This is a genomic window from Actinophytocola xanthii (assembly GCF_001921205.1).
Taxonomy (GTDB): domain Bacteria; phylum Actinomycetota; class Actinomycetes; order Mycobacteriales; family Pseudonocardiaceae; genus Actinophytocola; species Actinophytocola xanthii.
Map to the genome: position 1 here is coordinate 1 of NZ_MSIE01000128.1, position 14,778 is coordinate 14,778.

At 73.4% G+C, this 14,778-nt stretch carries 17 protein-coding genes; 8 read left to right on the forward strand and 9 right to left on the reverse strand.

Annotated features, from left to right (window positions below):
• The 4 genes from BU204_RS36620 to rimP all read right to left on the reverse strand — a co-directional run.
• On the reverse strand, positions 1–242 hold a 242-nt coding region (locus BU204_RS36620), incomplete at its 3' end, for a translation initiation factor IF-2 N-terminal domain-containing protein (protein WP_198943113.1).
• An 89-nt stretch (positions 243–331) separates the two neighbouring features.
• A complete protein-coding gene (locus BU204_RS36625; protein WP_075130385.1) occupies positions 332–691 on the reverse strand; it encodes a YlxR family protein in 360 nt (119 codons plus the stop codon).
• 22 nt (positions 692–713) lie between these two features.
• Positions 714–1,784 carry a transcription termination factor NusA gene (gene nusA / locus BU204_RS36630; RefSeq protein ID WP_075130386.1) on the reverse strand — a complete coding sequence of 357 codons (1,071 nt, stop codon included), beginning with the start codon at positions 1,782–1,784 and terminating at the stop codon, positions 714–716.
• Positions 1,781–2,326: a ribosome maturation factor RimP gene (gene rimP, locus BU204_RS36635; RefSeq protein ID WP_233161035.1), complete on the reverse strand. Its 546-nt coding sequence runs from the start codon at positions 2,324–2,326 to the stop codon at positions 1,781–1,783. Before rimP ends, nusA begins: the two co-directional genes overlap by 4 nt.
• Positions 2,327–2,477: 151 nt before the next feature.
• On the opposite strand from rimP, the gene BU204_RS41755 reads away from it, so the two are divergent.
• On the forward strand, positions 2,478–2,957 hold the full coding sequence (locus tag BU204_RS41755) for a hypothetical protein (protein ID WP_233161036.1): 480 nt from the start codon (positions 2,478–2,480) through the stop codon (positions 2,955–2,957).
• Positions 2,954–3,424: a ferritin-like domain-containing protein gene (locus BU204_RS41760; RefSeq protein WP_233161037.1), complete on the forward strand. Its 471-nt coding sequence runs from the start codon at positions 2,954–2,956 to the stop codon at positions 3,422–3,424. Before BU204_RS41755 ends, BU204_RS41760 begins: the two co-directional genes overlap by 4 nt.
• A gap of 16 nt (positions 3,425–3,440) precedes the next feature.
• Here BU204_RS41760 and BU204_RS36645 read toward each other — a convergent pair whose 3' ends face one another.
• On the reverse strand, positions 3,441–4,160 hold the full coding sequence (locus tag BU204_RS36645) for a hypothetical protein (RefSeq protein WP_143230020.1): 720 nt from the start codon (positions 4,158–4,160) through the stop codon (positions 3,441–3,443).
• Between the two features lie 59 nt (positions 4,161–4,219).
• Positions 4,220–5,236, reverse strand: a complete 1,017-nt coding sequence (locus tag BU204_RS36650) for an aminotransferase class V-fold PLP-dependent enzyme (protein ID WP_075130388.1) — start codon at positions 5,234–5,236, stop codon at positions 4,220–4,222.
• A gap of 24 nt (positions 5,237–5,260) precedes the next feature.
• On the opposite strand from BU204_RS36650, the gene BU204_RS36655 reads away from it, so the two are divergent.
• On the forward strand, positions 5,261–5,671 hold the full coding sequence (locus BU204_RS36655; RefSeq protein ID WP_075130389.1) for a secondary thiamine-phosphate synthase enzyme YjbQ: 411 nt from the start codon (positions 5,261–5,263) through the stop codon (positions 5,669–5,671).
• Positions 5,672–5,694: 23 nt separating this feature from the next.
• The gene (locus tag BU204_RS36660) at positions 5,695–6,387 is read left to right on the forward strand and encodes an HAD family hydrolase (protein WP_075130390.1); all 693 of its coding nucleotides are present in this window, start codon (positions 5,695–5,697) and stop codon (positions 6,385–6,387) included.
• On the opposite strand, the gene BU204_RS36665 is transcribed toward BU204_RS36660, so the two are convergent.
• Together BU204_RS36665 and mtnA are read right to left on the reverse strand one after the other, a co-directional pair.
• Entirely contained in the window at positions 6,384–8,129 is a 1,746-nt protein-coding gene (locus tag BU204_RS36665; protein WP_075130391.1) for a proline--tRNA ligase, read from the reverse strand. The two genes, BU204_RS36660 and BU204_RS36665, sit on opposite strands and share 4 nt — an antisense overlap.
• Before the next feature lie 67 nt (positions 8,130–8,196).
• Positions 8,197–9,180, reverse strand: coding sequence for an S-methyl-5-thioribose-1-phosphate isomerase (mtnA, locus tag BU204_RS36670; protein ID WP_075130392.1), 984 nt, complete (start codon positions 9,178–9,180; stop codon positions 8,197–8,199).
• 39 nt (positions 9,181–9,219) lie between these two features.
• Between mtnA and BU204_RS36675 the strand changes: the two genes are divergently transcribed.
• The 3 genes from BU204_RS36675 (at position 9,220) to BU204_RS36685 (ending at position 12,801) form a co-directional block, all read left to right on the forward strand.
• Positions 9,220–9,579 carry a VOC family protein gene (locus BU204_RS36675; RefSeq protein ID WP_075130393.1) on the forward strand — a complete coding sequence of 120 codons (360 nt, stop codon included), beginning with the start codon at positions 9,220–9,222 and terminating at the stop codon, positions 9,577–9,579.
• Between the two features lie 212 nt (positions 9,580–9,791).
• On the forward strand, positions 9,792–10,784 hold the full coding sequence (locus tag BU204_RS36680) for a serine protein kinase RIO (protein WP_083661963.1): 993 nt from the start codon (positions 9,792–9,794) through the stop codon (positions 10,782–10,784).
• Between the two features lie 715 nt (positions 10,785–11,499).
• The gene (locus BU204_RS36685) at positions 11,500–12,801 is read left to right on the forward strand and encodes a DEAD/DEAH box helicase (protein WP_075130398.1); all 1,302 of its coding nucleotides are present in this window, start codon (positions 11,500–11,502) and stop codon (positions 12,799–12,801) included.
• Between the two features lie 52 nt (positions 12,802–12,853).
• Here BU204_RS36685 and cobA read toward each other — a convergent pair whose 3' ends face one another.
• Positions 12,854–14,056 (reverse strand): uroporphyrinogen-III C-methyltransferase, encoded by a 1,203-nt coding sequence (cobA, locus tag BU204_RS36690; protein WP_075130394.1) that lies wholly within the window; start codon positions 14,054–14,056, stop codon positions 12,854–12,856.
• Positions 14,057–14,095: 39 nt separating this feature from the next.
• Between cobA and BU204_RS36695 the strand changes: the two genes are divergently transcribed.
• Complete coding sequence (locus tag BU204_RS36695) at positions 14,096–14,674, forward strand: thioredoxin family protein (protein WP_075130395.1); 579 nt, start codon at positions 14,096–14,098, stop codon at positions 14,672–14,674.
• The last annotated feature ends 104 nt before the right edge of the window (positions 14,675–14,778 follow it).

Here is a 14,778-nt window from a genome sequence, read left to right on the forward strand (position 1 = left end):
GGGCCGGGCTGGGCCGCCGGACCCGGGCGCGGCGGCGCGCTCGGCCGCGGACGGGGACCGCCGCCGCCCTTGGCGCCGTCGGACTTGGGGTACGCGTCCCGCAAGCGGCGGGCCACCGGGGCCTCCACCGTGGAGGACGCGGACTTCACGAACTCACCAAGATCCTTCAGCTTGGCGAGAACTTCCTTGCTGGTAACTCCGAGCTCCTTCGCGAGCTCGTGCACTCGGGCCTTGCCTGCCACTGCTCTCCTCGTCCGAGTGAGGCCGGCGGCATGGTCCGCTCGACCTCGTCCTATCGTCTGGCGTTCATGGCTTCAGCTTCACGGCTGACTCATGACGGGTCGACCTGCTTTCGTTGATCCATCCCGGCCCGGGAAGATCCCGGTCCGGTATCGCGGTAAGCCAGCTGCTCCAGATCACTCCGGAGCGAGCCGGTGTCGAGCGGACCTGGCACGCGCAACGCTCTCGCGAACGCCCGCCGCCGCTCGGCCTTGTCCAGGCACGTCGGTTCGGGGTGGAGCCAGGCGCCCCGCCCCGCGGCTCGGCGCCGCGGATCGAGGGTCAGGTCTCCGTCCACGAGCACGACCCGGAGCAACTCACCAGCCTCCGCTCTGCCCCGGCAGCCGACGCAGGTACGAATCGGGCGCGAGCCCGGTGCGTACGCGGACGCCGGTCCAGAACGGTGAACCACTGATGAGTCTATCCCGTCCTACCTAGTCGGCCGAACCCGCAGTGGGTGATCCGGTGGGTGTGACGTTGCGCGCGTTCGGTGAGGGGATGCCCGAGGAGGGTGGCCGACCCTGCGGTTCGGCCGCCGCGTCGCTGCGGATGTCGATCCGCCACCCGGTCAACCGGGCGGCCAGCCGGGCGTTCTGGCCCTCCTTGCCGATGGCCAGCGACAGCTGGAAGTCGGGCACGGTGACCCGCGCCGTCTTGGCCCGTTCGTCCACCACACGCACCGAGACGACCTTCGCCGGCGACAGCGCGTTGCCCACGAACGTCGCCGGATCCTCCGAGTAGTCGATGATGTCGATCTTCTCGCCGAGCAGCTCGCTCATCACGTTGCGCACCCGCGCGCCCATCGGTCCGATGCAGGCGCCCTTGGCGTTGACTCCAGCCACCGTCGAGCGAACCGCGATCTTCGAGCGGTGTCCGGCCTCCCGGGCGACCGCGGGGATCTCCACGGTGCCGTCGGCGATCTCCGGGACCTCGAGCGCGAACAGCCGGCGCACGAGGTTGGGGTGCGTCCTGGACAACGTGATCTGGGGTCCGCGTGTTCCCCGGCTCACGCCGAGCACGTAGCACTTGATCCGGGTGCCGTGCTCGTACCGCTCGCCGGGCACCTGCTCGACCGCCGGGAGCACGCCCTCCGTGTCGCCGACCTGGACCACGACCATCCCGCGCGAGTTGGCCCGGGCGTCCCGCTGGACCACGCCGGCGACGATCTCGCCCTCCTTGGCGGAGAACTCGCCGAAGGTCTTCTCGTTCTCGGCGTCCCGCAGCCGCTGGAGGATGACCTGGCGGGCGGTCGTCGCCGCGATCCGGCCGAAGCCCTCCGGGGTGTCGTCCCACTCGTTGGCCGGCTCGCCGTCCGCGCCGAGCTCGAACGCGATCACCCGGACGATGCCCGTGCGCCGGTCGATGTCGATCTTCGCGTGCGGCTGGTGGCCGTCGGTGTGCTTGTACGCGGTGAGCAGCGCGGTCTCGATCGCCTCGATCACCGTGTCGAAGGGGATGTCCTTGTCTCGCTCGATCGCACGCAGCGCGGCGATGTCGACATTCACCTCGACCCCTCCTCGTGTTCCAGCTTGGCGATCTCGGCGGCCGGCGGCTCGCGGAACTCGACCTCGACCACGGCATGCTCGACATCGCTGTAGCTGACGTGTCTGACCTCGTCGCCCACCAACAGGCGCACACCCTGCTCGTCGGCGTCGCCCACCCTGGCGGTGAACGCGTCCTCCCCCGCGCGGACGGCGACCTTGCGCAGTCGGGCGCGGCGCCAGTGGCGCGGCTTGGTGAGCGGGCGGTCCAGCCCCGGCGAGGTGACCTCGAGGGTGTAGGAGCCGCCGAGCACGCTGCCCGCCGTGTTGCTGTCCTCGAGCGCGTCCAGCGCGGCGGCGACCGCCCGGCTGACCTCGGCCACCTCGTCGAGGCCGATGCCGCCCTCCGCGTTGTCGGAGTCGACCACGACCTTGACCAGCTGACGCCGGCCGGCCTGCTGGACGCGCAGGTGCTCGAGGTCGAAGCCCGCCCGCGCGACGGCGTCGGCGACCACCGGCTCCAGCGTGTCGCCGGCGCCGTTGGTGCGTTGTCGCTGACCGGGCACGTGCCACTCCCCTGCGTCGAGTCGTTCCCACGGCGCACTCACCGAAGGCGTGGTTGCCAAGCGTATCTCGTCGGGCCCGGTGAGTCGGTCCCGAGCAGGCACGGTGCGTCCGACCGGGTGGCAGACGCGCCTGGCAGTATGACCGCCCGTGATGAACGTTGCGCGGCGTGACGTGCTCAGAGTGCTCGCGCTGCTGCCCGGGGCCGCGCTGGCCGCGGCCGGCACAGGCGCGTGCACCGGTACACCGGAGGAGCCACCGGCGCCGGACCCGCTGGTCGAACTGGCGGCCCGGGCCCGGGCCGACGCGGCCACCGCCTCCGCCGTCGCGGCCGCGGTACCGGCACTGGCGGCGGCCGCGGGGGAGGTCGCGGGCGCGCGCGGCGAGCACGCTGCCGCCCTGCGGGCCGAGGTCGACCGGGAACGCCCGCCGGTCTCCTCGTCGTCCGCACCGCCGCCCGAGCCGGCCTCCCCACCGGCCGACGTCGCCGCGGCCCGCGCCCTGCTCGTCGACGCGCTCACCGCGGCCCAGAAGGAGGCCGGCACCCTCGTGGCCTCCCTGCCGCGGTACCGGGCCGGTCTGGTCGGCTCGGTCGCCGCGTCGTGCGCGAGCCTGCGGGAGGTGCTGGCATGACCTCCCCCTCCCCCGCGCCGTCGTCGCTGCCCTCGGACGCCGCGTCCGCGGTGCAGGCGGCACTGGGTGCCGAGCACGCGGCGATCTGGGTCTACGGGTTGGTGAGCGCGTTCCTCCCGGAGCAGTTCGCCGGTGCCGTCACCGACGGGGCGAACGCCCACCGGGCCCGCCGGGACGCGACCGAGCTGCTGCTGGCCGACGCGGGCGAGGCCCCGCGCCCGGCCGAACCGGCCTACGTCCCGCCGCAGCCGGTCACCGAGCAGGCCTCCGCGATCGCCGTGCTGGTCCTGGCCGAGACCGACACGACCGTCGCCTGGCGGGCCGTGCTCGAACGCACCGACGACGCCACCCTCCGCGCCAACGCGCTCCAGGCGCTGACCGACGCCGCGGTGCGCGCCACCCGCTGGCGCAGGGCGGCCGGCGAGTCGCCCGCGGCGGCCGCGTTCCCCGGACGCCCGGCCAGCTGAGCGGGCGCCGGTCAGCTCAGCCGGAGCCGCCGGTCATGTCCTTGGCCAGCCGAAGGGCGTCCTCGCAGACCCGGTCCAGCTCGTCCTCGGTGCCGCCGTTCGCGGCGGACGGGTCGTAGTCGGCCTCCACGATGATCACCTCGCTGCCGACCAGCGAGGAGTCGTAGCCCCCGCCGCCGCTCAGCGCCTCCAGGCCGGACACCCTGACCTCACGCTCGCGGACCAGGTCGTTGACGTTGCCGGAGCCGTCCTTGTCGGTGAGTACGCGCAGCTCCTGGGCCTGGGCCTCGTCGGCCATCCGGACGACGGAGACCGAGGTGTAGACCGTGCGGTCGTCGATCTCCGTGGTGAACACGTCGCGGGTGAGCTGCCGGCAGGGGGTCTGGCCGAAGAAGTCCTGGATCTGGCCGTAGGCGTGCTCGGCACAGGACTCGTCCACCCGGGGCTCGGAGAGCTTCGAGGTGAACGGGAACTCGCCCTCGTTCTGCTGGGACGTCGGCCCGCCGCCGAAGCCCGTGGTGCCCCGCTCCGGCGTGTCCTCACTGGTGAAGAACCACCAGGCGACCCCCGAGATCACCGCGACGGCCACCAGGCCGGCGATCCGCAGCGCCCAGTCCAGCGGCGAGGTGCCCGAGGACGGCGGCTCCTCGTGGAACCGCGGGGGCGGCGGCCGGTCCGGTCGCTGTGAGCGGTTGTCCGGCCAGGGTGGTTGTCCGGGACGATAGGGAGCCGACACGCGGTCACCGTAACCGGACATACCGTGGCCGCCCAGGGCAGGTCGGCCCTGTGCCGGGGTCAGCCCGTGCTATCGACGACCCGGTCCACGTCCTGTGCCGTGTTGTACAGGTGGAACGACAACCGGGTGCGGCCTGCGCGGACGGCGCCGACCACGCCCGCGGCGGTGAGCCGGCCGGCCTGCTCCTCGGTGAGGTCCAGGGAGATGATGGCCGAGCCGCGTGCGGGCAGCCCGCGCGCGGCGAGGACGGCGTCCGCGAGACCGGTGCAGTGGTCACGTACCGCGGCCAGGTCCAGCCCGGCGAGCCAGGGCAGGGTGGCCGCCGCGCCGACCTGGGCGAACCATGCCGGCGAGAGGTCCAGCCGCCGCGCGTCGGGCGCCAACCGCAGCGGCAGGCCGTAGATGCCCTGCCAGGGGTCGTCGGCGGCGTACCAGTTCGCGGCGAACGGGACGGTCCGCTCCAGTGCCTCGGGTGTCGCGGCGAGCCACGCCGCGCCGCGCGGCGCGAGCAGCCACTTGTAGCCGCTGCCGACCACCCAGTCCGCCCAGTCCAGGTGCAGCGGCAGCCAGCCGGCGGCCTGGGTCGCGTCGAGCAGCACCGACGCCGTGCCCTTCGCCGCACGCAGCCCGTCGAGGTCCAGCACCGTCCCGTCGGCCGACTGGACGACGCTGACCGCGACCAGGTCGTGCTCGCCGACGTGGTCGAGGAGGTCCGCCGCCGGCACCTCGGTCACCCGCATCCCCCGCGCGGCGAACGGGAAGCTGACGCTGGTGAACTCCCCGGCCACGGTCAGCACCCGGGTGGACGCCGGCAGGCTCGCCGCGACCAGGCCGACCAGCTGCGAGACGGTGGCACCGGCAGCGACCCGCTCGACCGGCACGCCGACGAGCGAGGCCCAGGCGCCGCGAGCGGTCGCGACGTGCTCGTCGTACTCGGGCGGGCGCGCCAGCCCACCGCGCCAGCGGTCGACCCCGCGCACGACGGCGTCGGCCGCGAAGTCCGGCGGCACCCCGACGCTCGCCGTGTTGAGGTACCCGTCCGGCACGTCGAAGCGTTGTCCATAAGCGACTCGCATGCCTCAACTAATACCGTGTCCGACATGTTCACCACCGAGATCGAGGTTCGGACCGGGAACCGGGAGGTCGTGCACGACCTCACCGGGGACTGCCGCGCGTTCCTGTCCGACGCCGGCGCGGAGGACGGCCTGCTCAACGTGTGGGTGCCGCACGCCACGGCCGGTCTCGCGGTCATCGAGACCGGTGCCGGGAGCGACGACGACCTGCTCCGCCAGCTGCGCGAGCTGCTGCCGGCCGACAACCGGTGGCGCCACCGGCACGGCTCCCACGGCCACGGGCGCGACCACGTGCTCCCCGCCGTGGTCCCGCCCTACGCCACCGTGCCGGTCCTGGGCGGCGAGCTCGCGTTGGGCACCTGGCAGTCGATCTGCCTGGTCGACACGAACGTGGACAACCCCGTCCGCCGAGTCAGGTTCAGCTTCCTGGCCGGTTAGCCGGACCATGCCACGATGGCGGGGTGCACACGCTCGTCCTCTGGGACATCGACCTGACGCTCGTCGACTACAGCGGCCTCGGCCGGACCTGGTACGCGCGGGCACTGGCCAACCTGGTGGGCAAGCCGATGACCCACCAACCGTTCTTCCCCGGCCGCACCGAGCGCTCGCTGGCGCGGGAGATCCTGGCCGCACACGACGAACCGGACGGCGACGAGCAGGTCGAGCGGCTGTTCGCCGAGCTCGAGGCCATCGCCCTGGCCGAGCGCGAGTCGCTGCCGATGCTCGGTCGGGCCCTGGCCGGCGCGCCGGAGATCCTGGCGGTGCTGGCCCGGCGGGCGGGCGTCGTGCAGTCGCTGGTGACCGGCAACCTGCCAACACTGGCCAGCTGCAAGCTGGCCGCCTTCGACCTGCACCACCACGTGGACCTGGACATCGGCGGCTACGGGTCGCTCTCGGAGCACCGCCACGACCTGGTCGAGGCGGCGATCCGGCAGGCCACGGACAAGCACGGCCACTCGTTCGCGCCGCGGTCGGTCGTGGTCGTCGGCGACACGCCTGCCGACGTCGCCGCCGGCCGCCACCACGGCACGGTGACCGTCGGGGTGGCGACCGGGCGGTTCACCGTCGAGGAGCTGGCCGACTCGGGCGCGGACGTCGTCCTGCCCGACCTCGCCGACACCGACGCCGTCCTGGCGGCGCTGGAGGCTTCCTAGGCGACGAGGTCCACCAGGTGGGCCACGACCTCGTCCACCGGCACCTCGACGCGTTCGCCGGTCGCACGGTCCTTGACCTCGACCACGCCCTTGGCGAGGCCCCGGCCGACCACCACGATCGTGGGCACCCCGATCAGCTCCGCGTCGGCGAACTTCACGCCGGGTGTCGCCGTCCGGTCGTCGAGCAGCACGGACAGGCCGGCACCGTCGAGCTGCTCGGCCAGCCGGGCGCCGCCCTCGCGGACCGTGTCGTCCTTGCCGGCGATCACCACGTGCACGTCGGCCGGCGCGATCGACCGGGGCCAGACCAGGCCGTGCTCGTCGTGCGACTGCTCGGCCACCACGGCCACGAGGCGTGAGACACCGATGCCGTAGGAGCCCATCGTGATCCGGATCGGCTTGCCGTCCGCGCCCAGCGCGTCGAGACCGAAGGCGTCGGCGAACTTGCGCCCCAGCTGGAAGATGTGCCCGATCTCGATGCCGCGGGCGGCGACCAGGGTGCCCTTGCCGTCCGGGGAGGGGTCGCCCTCGCGCACGTCGGCCACGTCGATCGTGCCGTCGGGAGTGAAGTCGCGCCCGCACACCAGGTCCAGCACGTGGTGGTCGACCTTGTCCGCGCCGGTGACCCAGGCCGTCCCGGGCACCACCCTGGGGTCGACGAGGTAGCGCACCCCGTTGTCCTGCAGTGCCTTGGGACCGATGTACCCCTTGACGAGGAAGGGGTTCGCGGTGAAGTCGGCGTCGTCGAGCAGCGCGACCTCGGAGGGGTAGAACGCGGCCTCCAGGCGCTTGGCGTCGACCTCGCGGTCGCCCGGCACCGCGACGGCCACCAGCTCCCCCTCTGTCGCGCCCGGGGCGCGCACCTTCACCAGGACGTTCTTCAGCGTGTCGGCCGCGGTGAACTCCCGGCCGAGCCCGGCGCCGTTGAGGAAGGCGACCAGCGACTCGATGGTCGGGGTGTCCGGGGTGTGGTGCACCTGTGCCTCGGGCCTGCCCTCCACGGGCAGCGCGGGCGGCGCGGGGGTGGTCACCGCCTCCACGTTGGCCGCGTAGTCCGACTCGGTGCTGCGCACGAACGTGTCCTCGCCGGTCGGCGTGGTGGCGAGGAACTCCTCGGAGGCCGAGCCGCCCATCGCGCCCGACATCGCCGAGACGATCACGTACGACAGGCCGAGCCGGTCGAAGATCCTGATGTAGGCCTCGCGGTGCCGCTGGTAGGACTCGGCCAGGCCCTCGTCGGTGAGGTCGAACGAGTAGGAGTCCTTCATCAGGAACTCGCGGCCGCGCAGGATGCCGGCCCGCGGACGCGCCTCGTCCCGGTACTTGGTCTGGACCTGGTACAGCACGACCGGGAAGTCCTTGTAGGAGCTGTACTCGCCCTTGACCGTGAGCGCGAACATCTCCTCGTGGGTCGGGCCGAGCAGGTAGTCGCCGCCCTTGCGGTCCTTGAGCCGGAACAGGCTGTCGCCGTACTCGGTCCAGCGGCCGGTGGCCTCGTAGGGCTCGCGGGGCAGCAGCGCCGGGAACTGGATCTCCTGGGCGCCGATCGCCTCCATCTCCTCGCGCACGACGCGCTCGATGTTGCGCAGCACCCGCAGCCCGAGCGGCAGCCAGGAGTAGCCGCCCGGGGCGACGCGGCGGACGTACCCGGCGCGCACCAGCAGCTTGTGGCTGGGCACCTCGGCGTCCGCTGGATCCTCACGCAGGGTGCGCAGGAACAGCGAGGACATCCTGGTGATCACGGCGATACTCCTTGTCGGCGAAGCTGCGGCAAAGAGTAGTGAGTGCCAGGCCGTGCGTTCCAACCGGTTACGCGGGGCGTTCGCCCCGCGCGGGGTGGACGACCCGGTCCTCGGTGACGATCGCGGTCACCAGGTCGGCCGGCGTGACGTCGAAGGCGACGTTGAGCGCCTGCGTGCCGCTGGGCGCGGACCTGGACCCGCCCCACAGCAGGAGCTCGGCACCGTCGCGGACCTCGATGTCCACCTTGTCCCCGGAGGGTACCGACGGGTCGACCGTCGACTCCGGGGCGGCCACCAGGAACGGCACGCCCGCGCGCGCGGCGGCGAGGGCCAGCGGGTACGTGCCGATCTTGTTGATCACGTCCCCGTTCGCGGCGATCCGGTCCGCGCCGACGACGACCGCGTCGGCGAGCCCCCGGGCCAGCACCGTCGGCCCGGCGGCGTCGACCACGAGCGTGTGCGGGACCCCGAGGTGGGTGAGCTCCCAGGCGGTGAGCCGGGCGCCCTGCAGCAGCGGGCGGGTCTCGTCGACGTAGACGTGCCGCAGGCGGCCCTGGCCGTGCAGGGAGCGGACGACTCCCAGCGCGGTACCCCACTCCACACAGGCGAGGCTGCCGGCGTTGCAGTGGGTCTGTACCGCGACCAGGCCCTCGAGCCGCTCGGTCAGCCACCGCGCGCCGCGCTCGCCCAGCGAGCGGTTGTGCACCCCGTCCTCGGCGAGGACATCGAGCGCCTCGGCGAGGACCGCGTCCGGGCCCTCGGCGAGCCTGCGCAGCGCCCGGTCCACGCCCCAGGCGAGGTTGACCGCGGTCGGGCGGGCGGCACGCAGCGCGGCCAGGTCGCGGTCGAGCCGGGCGGGGTCGGCCCGGACCGCGAGCGCGGCACCGAGTGCCCCGGCCGCACCGAGCGCCGGCGCACCCCGGACGGCGAGCCGCTGGATCGCGATCACCAGCTCCTCGACGCTGTTGATCGCGACCTCGACGACCCCGCCCGGAAGCCTGGTCTGGTCGATGAGAACGATGTGTCCGTCGCGCCAGTCGATGGTGCGCATGAGCCCATTCTGTCTGGCGCGGGCCCTATCGTGCCCGGCATGAACCTCACGATGGGTGGATTCACCCTCGACTGCGCCGACCCCCGCACGCTCGCCCGCTTCTGGACCGAGGCGCTGGGGCTCGAGGTTGCCTTCGACGCCCAGGGCTACTTCGTCCAGCTGACCTCGCCGGCCCACCCCGCGCTCCCCTACCTGGGCCTGCAGAAGGTCCCCGAGGAGCGGGCCGGGAAGAACCGGATGCACCTCGACCTCACCACCGACGACCGGGACGGCGAGGTCGAGCGGCTGGTCGCGCTGGGCGCCACCCGCGGTGCGGAGCACTCGGTCCCCGGTCTCAGCTGGACGGTCATGCGGGACCCGGAGGGCAACGAGTTCTGCGTCGGCACCCGGCACCAATAATTCGGTTGCGGGCGGAGCCGGAGTAGGTCACTCTGCCTCTGTCAGACCCGCGCCGGTGGCGTACCGGCGGACGAGACCTTGGGAGGTGCCCTGTGACCACGACAGTCGCCTGGACGGGGCACGCCCACGTCCGCCCGTCCCGCTGAGCGCGCCGGTCCATTCGCACCAGGCGCCGGTGGGGCGTCCAACCCTCTGCTGAGGAGAACCCACCAGTGCGCAGGCACGATCTGAACGAATTTCTCGACGACTACCTCGACGACGAACACGCCGACGACGGCTCCCGCAGGCGCGGGTCGCGCGCCAGGAGGGGCGAGCCGAACGAGGTCTTCGACCCGCAGTCCACTCGGTCCGGTCGCCTGACCGAGCACGAACGCGCCCGCCTCGCCGCGCTGCGGGACAGCGCGGAGACCGCTCCGGAGCTGCCACCGGACACCGACCGGTGGACCACCTGGGGCGACGGCGAGCGGGGTCCGCACCCGAGGCCGGAGTGGGTGGTGACCGAGCTCGCCGCCGCCGACACCGAGCTGGGGGTGGTCAAGACCGGCAAGGAGGCCGATGTCCACCTGGTCAGGAGAGCGGTCCCGGGCACCGACCGCGCGTGTCTGATGGCGGCCAAGCGGTACCGGAGCAACGAGCACCGCCTGTTCCACCGGGACGCCGGCTATCTCGAGGGCAGGCGGGTACGCCGCAGCCGCGAGATGCGGGCGATGGCCAACCGCACGGCGTTCGGCCGGAACCTGATCGCCGAGCAGTGGACGGTGGCGGAGTTCGCCGCGCTGTCCCGGCTGTGGTCGGTCGGCGTGCCGGTGCCGTACCCGGTCCAGCGCAGCGGGACCGAGCTGCTGATGGAGTTCGTGGGTGAGGCCGACGGGACCGCGGCGCCGCGGCTCGCCGAAACCCGTCCGGACCCCGACGAGCTGGTCGAGCTGTGGCATCAGCTGGTCGCGGCCCTGGACGTGCTGGCGAGCCACGGCATGACCCACGGCGACCTGTCGGCGTACAACCTGCTCGTGCACGACGGGCGGCTGGTGCTGATCGACCTGCCGCAGATCGTCGACGTCGTCGCGAACCCGCGCGGTCCGGAGTTCCTGGCCCGCGATGTGGCGAACGTCATGGGCTGGTTCCGGTCCCGCGGGCTGTCCGAGCAGGTGGCCGATCCGGCGGAGGTGACGGCGTCTCTGCTGGTCAGCGCCGGTTTGGACTAGTTGGCCGGGGTGTGGGGTGTCGGCACGGACGGCAGCCGCGGTGATCGGTCGGGACGGACGTCAGGTAGTCTTGATCGAGCATCGCGAGCGGTCCGTGCCGCTCCCCGCCCGGCGCAGTCGCCGGTTGGCCCCCAGATGTAACCGATTCACCAACGGCGCCCAGCCAGGGCGCCTGGGCTCGTCCGCGCGAGATTGCTGCCTACCCGGCTCCTACCGGCTCTGCCGGTTGTCGGCGTCAGGCCTCCCGAGACGTGCCCCACTCGGAGAGGAATCCGTGCCGAACACCGCTGTGCGCCGATCCACGCACACCACCAAGCCGCGCCACCAGTCCGGGGCGCGCACCGAGAACCACCGCTCGACCCCCCACACCGACCACCGGGGCCGTTCCGAGGACCGGAGCGCCCCCCGCCGCGACGAGTGGGACGACCGCTCCGCCCGCCGGGGCGACAGCTCCGAGGAGCGCAGGCCCAACCGCGACCGGAACCAGTACTCGGACCGGAACCAGGACCGACGTCCGAGCCGCGCGGAGAGCGGGACCGCCCGCCGCTCCGAGCGCCGCGACGCCGCCTGGTCCCCCGACCGGCGGCCCAACCGCCGCGCCGAGGACCGGTTCGAGCAGCGGGACCGGGGCACCGGTGCGCGCCGCTCGGCCCCGCGCGAGGACCGTCGGCCCACCGCCGCGCGGACCGAGCCGGACACCCGCTGGGACGGCGAGATCGTCGACAGCACCCGCGCCCCCCGTTCGGTGAGCTTCGCCGAGCTGGGCCTGCCCACCGCGCTGCTCGACGCGCTCACCGAGGCCGGCATCCAGGCACCGTTCCCGATCCAGGCGGCCACCCTGCCCGACGCGCTCTCCGGGCGCGACGTGCTCGGCCGGGCGCAGACCGGTTCGGGCAAGACCCTCGCCTTCGGGCTCGCGCTGCTCACCCGGCTCAACGGCGGGCGCAGCCGGCCGGCTCGGCCGCGGGCGTTGATCCTGGTGCCGACGCGGGAGCTCGCCATGCAGGTCGAGGACGCGCTGCGGCCGCTGGCCAGGGCGATGGGCCTGTGGTGCCGCACGGTCGTGGGCGGGATGTCGTTCACCCGCCAGGTCGACCAGCTCCAGCGCGGCGTCGACCTGCTGATCGCCACGCCCGGGCGCCTGTCCGACCACGTCCGGCAGGGCACCTGCCATCTCGACGAGGTCCGCTTCACCGCGCTCGACGAGGCCGACCAGATGGCCGACATGGGCTTCCTGCCGCAGGTCCGCGCCATCCTGGACCTCGTTCCGGAGGACGGGCAGCGCATGCTGTTCAGCGCCACGCTCGACCGGGACGTTGCCCAGCTGGTCAACCGGTACCTGACCGACCCGGTCACCCACTCGGTGTCGCCGGCCACCGCGGCCGTCGACACCATGGACCACCACCTGCTGCTGGTGTCCCAGGCGGACAAGCAGGCCGTGGTCACCGAGGTGGCGGCGCGCGAGGGCCGCACGATCCTGTTCCTGCGCACCAAGCACCACGTGGACCGGCTGACCAAGCAGCTCCGCGCGGTCGGTGTCCATGCCGGCGCCCTGCACGGCGGCAAGGCCCAGGGCGCCCGCAACCGGGTCCTCGGTGAGTTCAAGGACGGCCGGCTGCCGGTACTGGTGGCCACCGACGTGGCGGCCCGCGGCATCCACGTGGACGGCATCAGCCTGGTCGTCCACGTCGACCCGCCGGCCGACGCCAAGGGCTACCTGCACCGGGCCGGGCGCACCGCACGCGCCGGGGAGGCCGGCACGGTCGTCACGCTGGTCACCCACCAGGAGCGCCGCACGGTGTTCCGGATGACCGAGCAGGCCGGTGTGGACCCCGAGCGCACGAAGGTCGCTCCCGGGACCGCCGACCTGGTGCGGATCACCGGTGCGCGGACCCCCTCCGGCGAGCCGGTCGTCGAGCCCGAGGTGCCGGCCACCCGCCGCCCGCCGCGGACCGGGCACGCCCCGCGCGGCCGGTTCGGCACCCGGCCGGGACGGCCGAGGGCGCGCCGCTCCTGACAAAGCGTCCCGGCCCGGGTTCCCCGGGCCGGGACGCCCCGGCTTTACCCCGTCAGCCGGCCTGGTCGCCGAGAGCGGCCACCGGGCCGACCACGACGACCGCCGGTGGCCGGATCCCGTGCGCGACGACGTCATCGGCCACCTTGTCCAAGGTGGACCGGAGGACCCGCTGCGCCCGGGTGGTTCCCTCCTGGACGACCGCGACCGGCGTGTCCCGTGCCCGGCCGGCCAACAGGGCGTCGGCGAACGCCGCGATCCGCTCGACGGCCATCATCAGCACGACCGTGCCCCGCATCGACGCCAGCGCGGGCCAGTCCACGAGCGACTGCGGGTGACCGGGCGGCAGGTGCCCGGAGACCACCACCACCTCGTGCGCCACGCCGCGGTGGGTCACCGGCACCCCGGCCACCGCCGGCACCGCGAACGCCGAGGTCACGCCCGGCACGACCTGCACCGGCACGCCCGCGGCGGCACAGGCGAGCAACTCCTCGAACCCACGCCCGAACAGGTACGGGTCACCACCCTTGAGCCGCACGACGAAGCGGCCGGCCCGCGCGTGGGTCACCAGCAGCTCGTTGATCGCCTCCTGGCTCGCCGAGCGCCCGTACGGGATCTTCGCCGCGTCCACGACCTCGACCCCCGGCGCCAGCTCGTCAAGCAGTGACCCCGGCGCCAGCCGGTCGGCCACCACGACGTCGGCCTGCGCAAGCAGCTGACGCCCGCGCACCGTGATCAGGTCCGGGTCGCCGGGCCCCCCACCGACCAGCGCCACACCAGCCGGCCGCGAGCCGGTGGGGACGACACCCGAGCGCAGCGCCCGCAGCACCCCGTCCCGCACCGCCGCCGAGCGCCGGTGCTCCCCACCCGCGAGCACCCCCACGAGCAGCCCCTCGTGGTTGCCGGTGGCCGGGGTCACCGCCGACCCCGCGGTTCCGTCGTCGGCCCGCACGCAGAACACCCGCCGCCGCTCCGCCTCGGCCGAGACCGCGGCGTTGACCGCCGGGGAGGACGTGCAGCACAGCACGTACCAGGCCTCAGCGAGATCACCGTCGGCGTAGGGCCGCCGGTGCCAGACGACGGCGCCCGAGTCGGCCAGGGCCTCGACGGCGGGGGTGGCCTCCGGCGAGACCACCTCGACCGCCGCCCCCGAGGCGACCAGCCGCGGCAGCCGCCGAGCGGCCACCGTCCCGCCCCCGACGACCACGACGCGCCGGCCGGCCAGGTCGAGTCCGGCCAGGTAGTGCAGCTCAGTCATGGCAGACAGCATGCCTGCCGGGGCCGGTAGGGTCGGCGCATGGTCGCGGTGAACTCCGCCATGGTGCCGCTGGGCACCGAGGCACCCCCGTTCGAGCTGCCCGCCCCCGACGGCACGACCTGGACGTTGGACAGCGTCGCAGGCCCCCGCGGCACCCTGGTCGCGTTCCTCTGCAACCACTGCCCGTTCGTGCGGCACATCGCCGTCCCGTTCGGCGCCGCCGCCGCCCGCTGGCGCGCCCAGGGCCTCGGAGTCATCGGCATCAACAGCAACGACTCCGACGCCTACCCCGACGAACTCCCGGAACGCATGGCCGAACAAGCGACGACGTGGCGCTGGAGCTTCCCGTACGTCTCCGACCCCGAGCAGACGACGGCACTGGCCTACCGCGCCGCCTGCACCCCGGACTTCTTCCTGTTCGACCCCACCCGCCGCCTCGTCTACCGCGGTCGTTTCGACGCCGCCCGCCCCAACAACGGCGTCCCCGTCACCGGCGACGAACTGGAAGCAGCCGTCGCGTCAGTGATAGCGGGCGAGGAGATAGAGATAGGTCAACTCCCCAGCATCGGCTGCAACATAAAATGGAAACCAGAAACTCAACCCCGAAAAATCACATAACAAAGCGCCAGTCTTGCCCAAGCCGGGACGCACAACAGCCAACTCCCTCGGGCGAGGTTAGGCCCACGGCTGCGTGAGCGGGAGCGCGGGAGCGTCCGCCGTCT

Bases quoted from the DNA above. Each gene is read 5' to 3' on its own strand.
- BU204_RS41755 (WP_233161036.1), top strand. From the start codon at position 2,478: ATGAACGTTGCGCGGCGTGACGTGCTCAGAGTGCTCGCGCTGCTGCCC.
- BU204_RS41760 (WP_233161037.1), top strand. From the start codon at position 2,954: ATGACCTCCCCCTCCCCCGCGCCGTCGTCGCTGCCCTCGGACGCCGCG.
- BU204_RS36650 (WP_075130388.1), bottom strand. From the start codon at position 5,236: ATGCGAGTCGCTTATGGACAACGCTTCGACGTGCCGGACGGGTACCTC.
- BU204_RS36655 (WP_075130389.1), top strand. From the start codon at position 5,261: ATGTTCACCACCGAGATCGAGGTTCGGACCGGGAACCGGGAGGTCGTG.
- mtnA (WP_075130392.1), bottom strand. From the start codon at position 9,180: ATGCGCACCATCGACTGGCGCGACGGACACATCGTTCTCATCGACCAG.
- BU204_RS36675 (WP_075130393.1), top strand. From the start codon at position 9,220: ATGAACCTCACGATGGGTGGATTCACCCTCGACTGCGCCGACCCCCGC.
- cobA (WP_075130394.1), bottom strand. From the start codon at position 14,056: ATGACTGAGCTGCACTACCTGGCCGGACTCGACCTGGCCGGCCGGCGC.
- BU204_RS36695 (WP_075130395.1), top strand. From the start codon at position 14,096: ATGGTCGCGGTGAACTCCGCCATGGTGCCGCTGGGCACCGAGGCACCC.